This is a genomic window from Streptomyces sp. NPDC002838, from assembly GCF_040295365.1.
Taxonomy (GTDB): Bacteria; Actinomycetota; Actinomycetes; order Streptomycetales; family Streptomycetaceae; genus Streptomyces.
On sequence record NZ_JBEOVF010000015.1, the window covers coordinates 117,724 to 130,275 of the forward strand.

At 70.3% G+C, this 12,552-nt stretch carries 11 protein-coding genes; 5 read left to right on the forward strand and 6 right to left on the reverse strand.

Annotated features, from left to right (window positions below; translation table 11 throughout):
* The first annotated feature begins 121 nt into the window (after nucleotides 1-121).
* From ABT063_RS20835 to ABT063_RS20850, 4 genes are all read left to right on the forward strand, one after another.
* Nucleotides 122-1,570, forward strand: a complete 1,449-nt coding sequence (locus ABT063_RS20835) for an MFS transporter (RefSeq protein WP_351058839.1) — start codon at nucleotides 122-124, stop codon at nucleotides 1,568-1,570.
* A 247-nt stretch (nucleotides 1,571-1,817) separates the two neighbouring features.
* Nucleotides 1,818-3,608 carry a DEAD/DEAH box helicase gene (locus ABT063_RS20840; RefSeq protein WP_351058840.1) on the forward strand — a complete coding sequence of 597 codons (1,791 nt, stop codon included), beginning with the start codon at nucleotides 1,818-1,820 and terminating at the stop codon, nucleotides 3,606-3,608.
* A 421-nt stretch (nucleotides 3,609-4,029) separates the two neighbouring features.
* Nucleotides 4,030-4,671, forward strand: a complete 642-nt coding sequence (locus tag ABT063_RS20845; protein WP_351058841.1) for an IclR family transcriptional regulator — start codon at nucleotides 4,030-4,032, stop codon at nucleotides 4,669-4,671.
* 110 nt (nucleotides 4,672-4,781) lie between these two features.
* Nucleotides 4,782-5,573, forward strand: a complete 792-nt coding sequence (locus ABT063_RS20850) for a S16 family serine protease (RefSeq protein ID WP_351058842.1) — start codon at nucleotides 4,782-4,784, stop codon at nucleotides 5,571-5,573.
* 14 nt (nucleotides 5,574-5,587) lie between these two features.
* Here ABT063_RS20850 and ABT063_RS20855 read toward each other — a convergent pair whose 3' ends face one another.
* The 5 genes from ABT063_RS20855 to ABT063_RS20875 form a co-directional block, all read right to left on the reverse strand.
* Complete coding sequence (locus ABT063_RS20855) at nucleotides 5,588-6,553, reverse strand: glycine betaine ABC transporter substrate-binding protein (protein ID WP_351058843.1); 966 nt, start codon at nucleotides 6,551-6,553, stop codon at nucleotides 5,588-5,590.
* Nucleotides 6,550-7,380, reverse strand: a complete 831-nt coding sequence (locus ABT063_RS20860; RefSeq protein WP_351058844.1) for an ABC transporter permease — start codon at nucleotides 7,378-7,380, stop codon at nucleotides 6,550-6,552. Before ABT063_RS20860 ends, ABT063_RS20855 begins: the two co-directional genes overlap by 4 nt.
* Nucleotides 7,377-8,630, reverse strand: a complete 1,254-nt coding sequence (locus tag ABT063_RS20865; RefSeq protein WP_351058845.1) for an ABC transporter ATP-binding protein — start codon at nucleotides 8,628-8,630, stop codon at nucleotides 7,377-7,379. The genes ABT063_RS20860 and ABT063_RS20865 overlap by 4 nt, the downstream gene beginning before the upstream one ends.
* On the reverse strand, nucleotides 8,623-9,270 hold the full coding sequence (locus ABT063_RS20870; protein WP_351058907.1) for an ABC transporter permease: 648 nt from the start codon (nucleotides 9,268-9,270) through the stop codon (nucleotides 8,623-8,625). The genes ABT063_RS20865 and ABT063_RS20870 overlap by 8 nt, the downstream gene beginning before the upstream one ends.
* A 61-nt stretch (nucleotides 9,271-9,331) precedes the next feature.
* Nucleotides 9,332-9,835, reverse strand: coding sequence for an Lrp/AsnC family transcriptional regulator (locus tag ABT063_RS20875; protein ID WP_351058846.1), 504 nt, complete (start codon nucleotides 9,833-9,835; stop codon nucleotides 9,332-9,334).
* Between the two features lie 125 nt (nucleotides 9,836-9,960).
* On the opposite strand from ABT063_RS20875, the gene hppD reads away from it, so the two are divergent.
* A complete protein-coding gene (gene hppD, locus ABT063_RS20880) occupies nucleotides 9,961-11,106 on the forward strand; it encodes a 4-hydroxyphenylpyruvate dioxygenase (protein WP_351058847.1) in 1,146 nt (381 codons plus the stop codon).
* A gap of 17 nt (nucleotides 11,107-11,123) precedes the next feature.
* Here hppD and ABT063_RS20885 read toward each other — a convergent pair whose 3' ends face one another.
* Nucleotides 11,124-12,545 carry a tetratricopeptide repeat protein gene (locus ABT063_RS20885; protein ID WP_351058848.1) on the reverse strand — a complete coding sequence of 474 codons (1,422 nt, stop codon included), beginning with the start codon at nucleotides 12,543-12,545 and terminating at the stop codon, nucleotides 11,124-11,126.
* Nucleotides 12,546-12,552 lie beyond the last annotated feature (7 nt).

A 12,552-nucleotide genomic window follows, 5' to 3' on the forward strand; every position in this document is an offset into this window, starting at 1 on the left:
AGCGCCTGCAACAGCGCGGGCACGGTACCGAACACCGGCTGTGGTCGTACGACCAAGGTCCGAGCCCGAGGCCTCCTCCCGACAGGGGTCAAGCCGGGTTGTGGGCCTTACGCTGGCGACCATGACCGCCCTGGAACCTGGTGACACCGGTGTCGCCGACGCCCCTGCCCCGTCCACTGCCGCCGAGCGCGACGAGACCGTGTTGAGCCGGGCGTACCGGGCGCTGAGTGTCGGGATCGTCTCCGTCGTGCTGTTGATCGCGTTCGAGGCGACGGCGGTGGGGACGGCGATGCCGGTCGCGGCGCGGGAGTTGGACGGGGTGTCGCTGTACGCGTTCGCGTTCTCGGGGTACTTCACGACGAGCTTGTTCGGGATGGTGCTCTCCGGGCAGTGGTCCGACCGGAAGGGGCCGCTCGGGCCGTTGACCACCGGTATCGGTGCCTTCGCCGCCGGGCTGCTGCTGTCCGGGACCGCGAGCGTGATGTGGCTGTTCATCCTCGGGCGGGCCGTGCAGGGGCTCGGCGGTGGGCTGGTGATCGTCGCGTTGTACGTCGTCGTGGGGCGGGTCTATCCCGAGCGGTTGCGGCCGGCCATCATGGCGGCGTTCGCGGCGAGTTGGGTCGTGCCGTCGATCGTCGGTCCGCTCGCCTCGGGCGCGGTGACCGAGCATCTCGGCTGGCGGTGGGTGTTCGTCGGGATTCCGGTGCTTGTCGTCTTTCCGCTGGCCCTCGCGCTGCCGCAGATACGGCGGCGGGCGTCGGGGTCGGTGGACGCCGCCGCGGAAGGTGCCTCCTTCGATCGGCGTCGTATTCGGCTCGCCCTCGGTATCTCGCTCGGCGTGGGGCTGCTTCAGTACGCCGCCCAGGACCTGCGGTGGCTGTCGCTGGTCCCCGGCGTCGCGGGGGCCGCGCTGCTCGTACCGGCCGTGCTCGGGCTGCTGCCGCGCGGCACGTACCGGGCGGCGCGTGGGCTGCCGTCCGTGGTGCTGCTGCGCGGAGTGGCCGCGGGGTCCTTCATCGCGGCCGAGTCGTTCGTGCCGTTGATGCTGGTCACCCAGCGGGGGCTGTCCCCGACGCTGGCAGGGTTCTCGCTCGCGGCGGGTGGCGTGACGTGGGCGCTGGGTTCGTGGGTGCAGTCGCGGCCGCGGGTGGAGCCGTACCGGGAACGTCTGATGACGCTGGGGATGGCCCTGGTGGCCGCCGCCATCGCCGCCGCGCCGAGCGTGCTGATCGACTCCGTGCCGGCCTGGGCCCTTGCCGTGGCCTGGGCCTTCGGCTGCTTCGGGATGGGCCTGGTGATCTCCTCCACCAGCGTGCTGCTGCTCCATCTCTCCGCCCCGGAGGAGGCCGGCACCAACTCCGCCGCCCTCCAGATCTCCGACGGCCTCTCCAACGTCATCCTGCTGGCGGTGGGCGGCGCCGCGTTCGCCGCGCTGGGCGGCGGCACGGTGACGCACGCGGCGACGGAGGCGTCCGGTTCTCATCCGGCGGCCTTCGCGGCGGTGTTCCTGCCGATGGCCGGGGTGGCGCTGGTGGGGGCTTGGGTGACTACGCGGGTGCGGGAGCGGTGAGCACCGGTAAAGCGCGCTGGTCATCGATATGGCCTCCGGCGTGGAGGGTGACGTCAGCGTGATTGCGGGGCGGCTGCGGCTGTTGTGACGTGGATCCCACCCACGGGCGACCCGGCCTTGTCCGCGCGTTGACAGCGTCGGGGCGCCGGTAGGGTGGCCCGGTTGTCATACGTAGCCGAGCCGCCCAACCCGTCCGCCGAGCCTCCCGAACTGTTCGCCGAGCCGCCCGACCCCACCTACGGAGACCGTGACTACCACCGCCGCCTCCTCCCATCACCTCTCTCCCGCCTTTCCCGGCCGCGCCCCCTGGGGCACGGCCAGCAAGCTGCGTGCCTGGCAGCAAGGGGCGATGGAGAAGTACGTCCAGGAGCAGCCGCGTGACTTCCTCGCCGTCGCCACGCCCGGCGCCGGGAAGACGACCTTCGCGCTGACGCTGGCGTCCTGGCTGCTGCACCACCACGTCGTGCAGCAGGTGACCGTGGTCGCGCCGACCGAGCATCTGAAGAAGCAGTGGGCCGAGGCGGCGGCGCGGATAGGGATCAAGCTGGATCCCGAGTACAGCGCGGGGCCGCTCGGCAAGGAGTACCACGGGGTCGCCGTTACGTACGCCGGTGTCGGCGTGCGGCCCATGCTGCATCGGAATCGGGTCGAGCAGCGCAAGACCCTGGTGATTCTGGACGAGATCCATCACGCCGGTGACAGCAAGTCGTGGGGTGAGGCCTGTCTCGAGGCCTTCGAGCCGGCCACTCGGCGGCTCGCGCTCACCGGTACGCCCTTCCGGTCCGACACCAATCCCATCCCCTTCGTGACGTACGAGGAGGGGAATGACGGGATTCGGCGGTCTGCCGCCGACTACACGTACGGGTATGGGTCCGCTCTGTCCGACGGGGTCGTGCGGCCGGTCATTTTCCTGAGTTACAGCGGCAACATGCGGTGGCGGACCAAGGCCGGTGACGAGATCGCCGCCCGGCTCGGCGAACCCATGACCAAGGACGCCGTCTCGCAGGCGTGGCGTACCGCGCTCGATCCGCGCGGTGAGTGGATGCCCAGCGTGCTGCGCGCCGCCGACCAGCGGCTGACCGAGGTCAGGAAGGCCATCCCGGACGCCGGGGCGCTCGTCATCGCCTCCGATCAGGATTCCGCTCGGGCCTACGCCAAGCTCATCCGTGAGATCACCGGCAGCAAGGCGACCCTCGTGCTGTCCGACGACGCCGGCGCTTCCGCGCGGATCGACGAGTTCAGCGGCAACAACGACCGGTGGATGGTCGCCGTGCGGATGGTGTCCGAGGGTGTCGACGTTCCCCGGCTCGCGGTGGGGGTCTACGCCACCACCATCTCCACCCCGCTGTTCTTCGCGCAGGCCGTCGGGCGTTTCGTACGGTCCCGGCGGCGCGGCGAGACCGCCTCCGTCTTCCTCCCGACCGTCCCCGACCTGCTCACCTTCGCCAACGAGATGGAGGTCGAGCGCGACCACGCCCTCGACAAGCCGAAGAAGGAGGGCGAGGAGGACCCGTACGCCGAGTCCGAGAAGGAGATGGAGGAGGCGAACAAGGAGCAGGACGAGGACACCGGCGAGCAGGAGCAGTTCGCCTTCGAGGCGCTGGAGTCCGAGGCGGTCTTCGACCGGGTGCTGTACGACGGCGCCGAGTTCGGCATGCAGGCCCACCCGGGGAGCGAAGAGGAGCAGGACTACCTCGGGATTCCGGGGCTTCTCGAACCCGATCAGGTGCAGTTGCTGCTGCAGAAGCGGCAGGCCCGGCAGATCGCGCACAGCCGGAAGAAGCCGGCCGAGGAGGCCGACCTGCTGGAGCTGCCCGCCGAGCGGCGGCCGGTCGTCTCGCACAAGGAGATGATGGAGCTCAGGAAGCAGCTCAACACGATGGTCGGTGCGTACGTCCATCAGAGCGGCAAGCCGCACGGGGTCATCCACACCGAGCTGCGGCGCGTGTGCGGCGGCCCGCCGAGCGCCGAGGCCACGGCCGGGCAGCTGCGGCAGCGGATCGCCAAGGTGCAGGAGTGGGCCACCCGGATGCGGTGACGCCGGGCGGCGTGGTTCGATCCAATGCTCGGTTCCGGGTGTGAAACCGGTGGGACGCAGGCGCGAAACCGGCGGGGCACGGGCGTGAAACAGGGCGTGACCAGGGGTGTGCGCGGTGTGGGGGAGTCGTGCGCGCCGGGTGCTGTGCGCCGTACGTATGCGGACGAATGGAAACAGTCCGTACCAGCCAGTGCCCGGATTCTGGACGGAGCCTTCCGCTCAGCGAACCGTCTTCGCTAATGTCCCGCTACGCACACGCCCCGTGGCAGCGCAGCCGCGGAGCGCAGCCGTGAAGCGACCCGGTCCGGGCAAGCCGGGCCGCCAGCCGATCGGCGGCCTCTGAAGCGCGTCGCCGACGGGACTCGGTGGCGCATCCGCCGCGAGGGGGCCGCCGACCTCACCACTTGGAGGAGTGGGCGTCGTGACCGCGGAGACCTCTCAGACGCTCGACCGAGGACTGCGTGTCCTCAAGCTGCTGGCCGACACGGACCACGGGCTGACCGTCACCGAGCTTTCCAACAAACTGGGCGTCAACCGGACCGTCGTATACCGGTTGCTCGCCACGCTCGAACAGCACGCTCTCGTACGCCGTGACCTGGGCGGACGTGCCCGGGTCGGGCTCGGGGTACTGCGGCTGGGCCGCCAGGTGCATCCGCTGGTACGGGAGGCCGCCATGCCGGCCCTGCGGTCGCTGGCCGAGGACATCGGGGCGACGGCTCATCTGACGTTGGTGGACGGCGCGGAGGCGCTGGCCGTGGCCGTGGTCGAGCCGACGTGGACGGACTACCACGTGGCCTATCGGGCCGGGTTCCGGCATCCGCTGGACCAGGGGGCCGCGGGGCGGGCGATCCTGGCGGCGCGGCAGCAGGCCCTTGTGGAGCCGGGGTACACGCTGACGCATGGGGAGTTGGAGGCGGGGGCGAGTGGGGCGGCGGCGCCGTTGCTGGGGGTGACCGGGGTCGAGGGCAGTGTGGGGGTCGTGATGTTGGCCGACGCGGTGCCGGAACGGGTGGGGCCGCGGGTGGTGGACGCGGCTCGGGAGGTGGCGGAGGCGTTGCGCTGAGGTTCGTACGGCGGGCCGGCCGGGCGCTTGCCGCGGGACGACGCAGCCCTGCCCACCCGCGAAGGCAACCTGCACCTGGCCGAATGTCACCCCCACGTTAGATTGATTCCGTGCTCTCTCGTCTCACGCGTCTCCAAGCCGTCGCCGTCTGTGGCCTGCCCGTCGCGGCTCTGATCGCCACCGCGGCGTTCGCGCCGCTGCCGTTCTCGTTGACGCAGCCCGGTATGACGGCGAACGTGCTCGGTGAGAACAAGGGCGCGCCGGTGATCACGATCTCCGGTGCACCGACGCGTGACACGAGCGGGCAGTTGCGGATGACGACCATCGTGGCGACGAGCCCGGACGCGGACGTCTCGCTCGGCGATGTGATCGACAGCTGGTTCCGCACCGACCGGGCGGTCATGCCCCGTGACGCGGTGTACCCGAGCGGGGACACCGTCAAGGAGATCGAGCGGCACAACACCGAGGAGATGAGGGAGTCCCAGGACGCGGCGACCCGGGCCGCGCTGAACTACCTGGACCTCGGTGACAGGGACGTCAAGGTCACGCTGAGGCTCGCGGACGTCGGTGGTCCCAGCGCGGGGCTGCTGTTCACGCTCGGCATCATCAACAAGCTGGACGGCGACGGCCGTGGCGGCGACCTCACGGGCGGCCGCACCATCGCCGGTACGGGCACGATCACCGCGGAAGGCACGGTCGGCGCGGTCGGGGGAGTGGCCCTGAAGACGCAGGCGGCCAAGAGGGACGGGGCGACCGTCTTCCTGGTGCCCAAGGCGGAATGCTCCGACGCGAAGGCCGAGCTGCCGAAGGGCCTACGACTGATCCCGGTGACCACACTGAAGGGCGCGGTCAATGCCCTGACGGCCCTGGAGAGCGGGAAGGGCTCGGTTCCCAGCTGCTGAAGGCACGCTCCTGATCAGCCTTCCTTCACGAACCCCTCCTCCTTCAACCAGTCCAACGCCACCTGATGCGGGTCCTCCCCGTCCACGTCCACCTTGGCGTTCAGCGTCCGCGCCACCGTGTTGTCCAGCTTCCTGGTGATCGGGTCGAGGACGTCCGCGATCGCCGGCCACTCCTTCAGGGTCTTGCTGTTGATCTCCGGCGCCGCGTTGTAGTTCGGGAAGAACTTCTTGTCGTCCTCCATCACCACCAGGTTCATGGACCTGATCCGGCCGTCGGTGGTGAAGACCTCCCCGTACGTGCAACTGCCCTTCGCCGCCTGCGTGTAGATGATCCCCGTGTCCATCTGCGTGATCCGGGACGCCGGGACGTCCATCCCGTACGCCTTCTGCATGCCGGGCAGCCCGTCCGCCCGGTTGGCGAACTGGCTCTCCACGCAGAGTGTCACCGCCCCGGGGTCGGACTTGGACAGGGCGGCCACGTCCGACAGCGTCTTCGTGCCGTACCTCTTGTACCGGGACTGGTTCATGGCCAGCGCGTAGGTGTTGTTGAGCCGGGCCGGCTGCAGCCAGGTCAGGCCGTTCTTCAGGTCGGCGTCGCGTACCGCCTGCCACTGCTGCCGCGGGTCGGTGATCGGCTCGCTGTTGCCCAGGTAGTTGATCCAGGCGGTGCCCGTGTACTCGTACATGCCGTCGGCGTCACCGGACCTGACCGCCTCCCGTGCCCCGATGGAGCCCTGGATGCCGGTGCGGTCGAGTACGTCCGCGCCCGCCGCCTCGAAGGCGACGCCCATGATCGCGCCGAGGATGAGCTGCTCGGTGAACTCCTTCGACGTCACCGTCAGGTCGGCGCCCTTGAGCGGCTCGCCCCGGCCGATCGAGCCCGGTCCCACGTCGTCGACCATCGGTGAGCCGCTGGTCAGGCCGCACGCACTCGCCGTCACCAGCACCCCGGCGAGCAGCAGACACGCACGCCGCCTCACGTCCCCACCTCCAGCCCCCGCGGCCGCAACAGCAGCTCGGCCAGCGACGCCAGCCAGTCCACCAGCAGCGCGAGGACGACCGTGAGGATCGAGCCCAGCATCAGCACCGGCATCCGCTGGTTGGTGATGCCGGTCGTGATCAGGACGCCCAGCCCGCCGCCCCCGCCGAAGGTCGCCAGGGTCGCCGTACCGACGTTCAGAACGAGAGCGGTACGTACGCCCGCCAGGATCAGCGGGACCGCCAAGGGCAGTTCCACCCGGCCCAGCACGCCCATCGGCGACATGCCGATGCCCCGCGCCGCCTCCAGCAGCGTCGGGTCGTTCGCCTTCAGGCCCGCGATCGTGTTCGCCAGGACCGGGAGCACGGCGTAGATGATGATGCCGATCAGGGCCGCCTTCATGCCCGTGCCGAGCCAGATCACCAACAGCGCCAGCAGACCGATCGCCGGCGTCGCCTGACCCGTGTTGGCGACCGCCATCGCCACGGGGGCCGCCTTCCGGAACGCCCGCCGTGTCAGCAGGATCCCCAGCGGGATCGCGATGATCAGCACGAAGAACGTGGAGATCACCGTCAGCTCGATGTGCCGCCACAGCGCCTTCGACACCTGCCCGTTCGACAGCGCGTTCTCGGAGATCGGGTCGAGGTCGGCCTGCCGGAACCACAGCCAGGTCGCCAGCAGCACCGCCACCAGCACGGTGGGCAGGAAGGTCAGCTTCTGCCAGTTGACGCGCCTGTGCGGAAGACCTGGCGGCCCCGGCGGCGCCGACTCCTCCCGCGGCTCGTCCCCGGACTCCTCCCGCGGCTCGTCCAGCTCCGGAGTGGTCACGCCTTCGGCTCCCCTCCGTGGCCCTCCTGCTCGGCGTGCGTCTGCGGAGCCCGCGTCTGCTCCAGCTCGTGCTGGGCCTCGATCGCCTCCAGCCGGTCCGCCTCCATCAGCTCGTGCACGGAGTTCATCAGCGTCTCCACGTCCACGACACCCGTGTACTCGCCGCGCCGCCCGGTGACCGCCACCCGCCCCGAGCTGTCGGTGAGCACCGCCTCAAGGGCGTCCCGCAGGGTCGCGTCCCTGGTCACCGTGTCGTTCACCAGCGTCCCGGCCCGGGCCAGCGAGCCCTTGGCGCGCATCAGGTCGCCGCGCCTGAGCCACTTGTAGGGCCGGCCGCGCTTGTCGAGCAGCAGGATCTCGTTCGTGCCGCTGGAGCGGAGCTTGCTGAAGATCTCCTGGAGCGGGTCGTCGATGGTCACCGTCGGATAGTCGGTGATCTCCACGTCCCGTACGCGGGTCAGGTTCAGCCGCTTCAAAGCGGCACCCGCGCCCACGAAACCGGACACGAAGTCGTCCGCCGGGTTGGTCAGGATCGCCTCCGGGGTGTCGAACTGGGCGATGTGCGACCGCTCCCGAAGCACCGCGATCCGATCGCCCAGCTTGATCGCCTCGTCGAAGTCGTGCGTGACGAAGACGATCGTCTTGTGCAACTCGTGCTGCAACCTGATCAACTCGTCCTGCAGATGGTCACGTGTGATCGGGTCGACCGCGCCGAACGGCTCGTCCATCAACAGCACCGGCGGATCGGCGGCGAGCGCCCGCGCCACCCCCACCCGCTGCTGCTGGCCGCCGGAGAGCTGGCGCGGGTAGCGGCCGTGGAACTCGCCGGGGTCCAGCCCGACCAGGTCGAGCATCTCCTCGACCCGTTCCCTGATCCGCGCCTTCGGCCAGCCGATCATCTTCGGTACGAGGGCGATGTTCTGGGCGACCGTCATGTGCGGGAAGAGGCCGGAGGCCTGGATCGCGTACCCGACCTTGCGGCGCAGCTTGACCGGGTCGATGCCGGTGACGTCCTCGCCGTTGATACGGATGCGTCCGCCGGTCGGCTCGATCAACCTGTTGATCATCTTGAGCGTTGTCGACTTACCGCATCCGGACGGGCCGACGAAGATGACGATCTCGCCCGCCCTGATCTCCATGTTGACGTTGTCGACGGACGGCAACGGATTGCCGGGATACTGCTTGGTCAGGTGCTCCAGCTCAATGGTGGCGCCCGCAACGCTTGACCCCGCGACGCTCGACTCAGGCACGGATCCCCCTGGGAATGGTCAGCCGTCCGATCAGGACGTACGCGGCGTCGAACAGCAGGGCCAGGACGATGATCCCGAGCGTGCCCGCGAGCACCTGGTTGAGCGCGTTCTTGCTGCCGAGGGAGCCGAGGCCGCGGAAGATCTCGTTGCCGAGGCCGGGCCCGGCGGCGAAGGCCGCGATCGCCGCGATGCCCATCAGCATCTGCGTCGAGACCCGGATGCCGGTCAGGATCGGCGGCCAGGCCAGCGGCAGCTCGACCCGTGCCAGACGCGCGAGCCGGGACATGCCGATGCCCCGGGCCGCTTCCACCAGCGAGGGATCGACCCCGCGCAGTCCGACGATCGAGTTGCGCACGATCGGCAGTAGCCCGTACAGCGTCAGCGCGATCACCGTGGGCGGCACGCCCAGGCCCACGATCGGGATGAGCAGACCGATCATGGCGAGCGACGGAATGGTCAGGACGGTCGAGGTGGCCGTGGTCGCGAGGTTGCCCGCCCACTCGCTCCGATACGTGACGACGCCGATCAGCACCCCGAGCAGCGTCGCCACGACCATGCACTGGAAGACGGCGCTCGCGTGCTGGTAGGCGTCCGTCAGCAGCTGTTCGTGGCGGTTGCCGAGGTACTCCCAGAAGTCCAATCCGCTCACCCCCAGGCGCCGACGTCAGTTCCTCTCCCGGTCCAGGGCCTGCCCAAGCTGGTCAGGCCCTGTCACTTTCCTCCGGCCTGATGCGCCGGGCAGGCCCTGCCGCCTGCTCCACCAGCGGAATGATCCGCAGCGGAACGGCGGTCTCCATGACGATCGCCGTGGAGGCCCGGACGATCCCATCAAAACCGACAACCAGGTCGATGACCCGCTGGAGATCGGCGTTCGAGCGGGCCACGAGGCGGCACAGCATGTCCCCGGTGCCCGTCGTGGTGTGCAGCTCCAGTACCTCCGGCACGGTCGCCAAGTGCGCCCGTACGTCCGCCCCTTGACCCTGCCGGATCTGCAGCGTCGCGAACGCGGTGACCGGGTAGCCGAGCGCCGCCGGGTCCACGTCCGGCCCGAATCCGCGGATGACTCCATTCGACGTAAGCCGGTCCAGGCGCGCCTGCACGGTCCCCCGGGCGACCCCCAGCCGCCGGGACATCTCCAGCATCCCGATCCGCGGCTCCCGCGCCAGCAGCACGATGATCCGCCCGTCCAGCCCGTCGATCCCCACAGAGGCCCTCCCAGCACTGGTCATCCTGTACACAGAGCCCGCCTAGGCGGGCACCGGGCTGGTCATATTGCCCAGCGAACAAGGAAACTATTGCGCACCTTGCGAGGTGGCGCGAGGCTGCCGTTATGACGCAGACCACACACCACACTCCCGACACCGCCCGGCAGGCCGATCCCTTCCCGGTCAAGGGAATGGACGCGGTCGTCTTCGCCGTGGGCAACGCCAAGCAGGCGGCGCACTACTACTCCACCGCCTTCGGCATGCGGCTGGTCGCCTACTCCGGACCGGAGAACGGCAGCCGCGAGACCGCGAGCTACGTCCTGGAGAACGGCTCCGCCCGCTTCGTCCTCACCTCCGTCATCAAGCCCGCCACCCTCTGGGGCCACTTCCTCGCCCAGCACGTGGCCGAGCACGGCGACGGCGTCATCGACCTCGCCATCGAGGTCCCGGACGCGCGCGCCGCGTACGCCTACGCGGTCGAACACGGCGCCCGCTCGATCGCCGAGCCGTACGAACGGAAGGACGAGCACGGCACCGTCGTCCTCGCCGCCATCGCCACGTACGGCGAGACCCGTCACACCCTCGTCGAACGGACGGGCTACGACGGCCCCTATCTCCCCGGCTTCGTCGCCGCGCGCCCCCTCGTCGAACCGCCCGCCCACCGCACCTTCCAGGCCATCGACCACTGTGTCGGCAACGTCGAGCTCGGCCGCATGAACGAGTGGGTCGGCTTCTACAACAAGGTCATGGGCTTCACGAACATGAAGGAGTTCGTGGGCGACGACATCGCCACCGAGTACAGCGCGCTGATGTCGAAGGTCGTCGCCGACGGCACCCTCAAGGTCAAGTTCCCGATCAACGAGCCGGCCCTCGCCAAGAAGAAGTCCCAGATCGACGAGTACCTGGAGTTCTACGGCGGCGCCGGCGTCCAGCACATCGCGCTCAACACCAACGACATCGTCGAGACGGTACGGACGATGCGGGCGGCCGGCGTCCAGTTCCTGGACACCCCCGACTCGTACTACGACACCCTCGGCGAGTGGGTCGGCGACACCCGCGTCCCCGTCGAGACCCTGCGCGAGCTGAAGATCCTCGCCGACCGCGACGAGGACGGCTACCTGTTGCAGATCTTCACCAAGCCGGTCCAGGACCGGCCGACCGTGTTCTTCGAGCTCATCGAACGGCACGGCTCGATGGGTTTCGGCAAGGGCAACTTCAAGGCGCTGTTCGAGGCGATCGAACGCGAACAGGCCAAGCGCGGCAACCTGTAGCAGCCCGGCCCGCCAGGTCAGCGCTCGGGCGCGTCCCGCGGTGACGGCTCCCCGAGTTCCGTCAGCACCGCCCGGGCCACCCGCGCCCCCACCGGGGAGAAGTACGGGTTGATCCGCAGCGCCTCCTCGAGATGCCTGCGGGCCGACCCGTACCGCTCCAACTGCCGCTCGATCATGCCCCGGTGATACGAGTACAGCGCGCTGCGCACCCCGCCGCCCTTCGTCTCGTCCGTCGCCGTCGTGGCGAACCGCAGCGCCTCCTCGGGCCGGCCGGCCCGGTGCAGCGCCCAGCCCAGCGCGTCGGCCACCGCGATGCCCGGCTGACGGTCCCACTCGGCCCGCAACCGACGTACCGCCGCCCGCGGATCACCGTGGTCCGCCTCGAACTGCCCGAGCACCAGCTCCTCGTCCGCCCCGCCCGCGGCGGCACCGCGCACCCGCTCCCGCAACAGGTCGTACTGCACGCGCGCCGCCTGATCCAGCCCCAGCGACTCGTACAACTCGCCCAGCTCCAGGGCGTATTGAGGATACGGCTGCTTGGCGAGTGCCGCCCGGTAGGCGTTCAGCGCCTCCGTCGTCCGCCCCAGCGCCGCCAGTGCCCGCCCCTGCCCGGCCTGGGCGGCCCGCTGGTCGGGGTCGATCCGTACGGCCTCCTGGAAGTGCCGCAGCGCGACCTCCCGGTCCCCGCGCTCCCAGGCCAGCTGCCCGGCCCGCTCCAGATACGCCGCCCGCTCCGCCGGCGCCTCGGCCCCCGCCGCCGCGTCGGCGAGCTGGGCGGCCGCGTCCTCACGCCAGCCCCGGTCGCGGTAGACGGCCGCCGCCCGAGCCATCACGGCCGGCCCGGAGCGCAGCTTCATGAGCTTGTCGAGGGCGCCGCCGGCCGCCTTGTGGTCGCCGAGGCCGGTGTAGGCGTCGATCAGCAGCGGATACGTCGTCCACCGCTTCGGTTCCAGCTTCCGCGCGGCCTGAGCCCACGTCCGCGCCGCCCGGAAGTCCCGCCGCGCGTTCGCGAGGGCCGCGAGCCCCTCCAGCGCCGCCACTTTTCCGTCGTTTCCCTTCGCCCGCACCTTCAGCGAGGTCCGCAGCGCCTTCTCGGCCCTCGGGTAGTACGCCGCGTCCGCGGTCCGCCGCCCCTGCTCCACATAGGCCGCCCCGAGCACCGCCCACGACCGCGAGTCCTTGGGATGCGTCCGCAGACGGCTCTCGCGCTCGCCGATCAGCACCGCCAGATCGGGCAGCGCGGCCGGCACCCCGGCGGTGACCGCCGCATGGGCCTGTGCCCCCGGCGCCGGTGCGGGCGCCCGCGTCGACGTCCCCTCCCAGGGCAGCAGCGCCAGCACCCCGCCGAGCACGACACACCCGGCGACCGAGGCGATCAGGACCCGCCGACTGATACGTGGACCGGTACGTGAGGGCCGCTCCTCCGCTTGGTTCTCCATGGCGCTC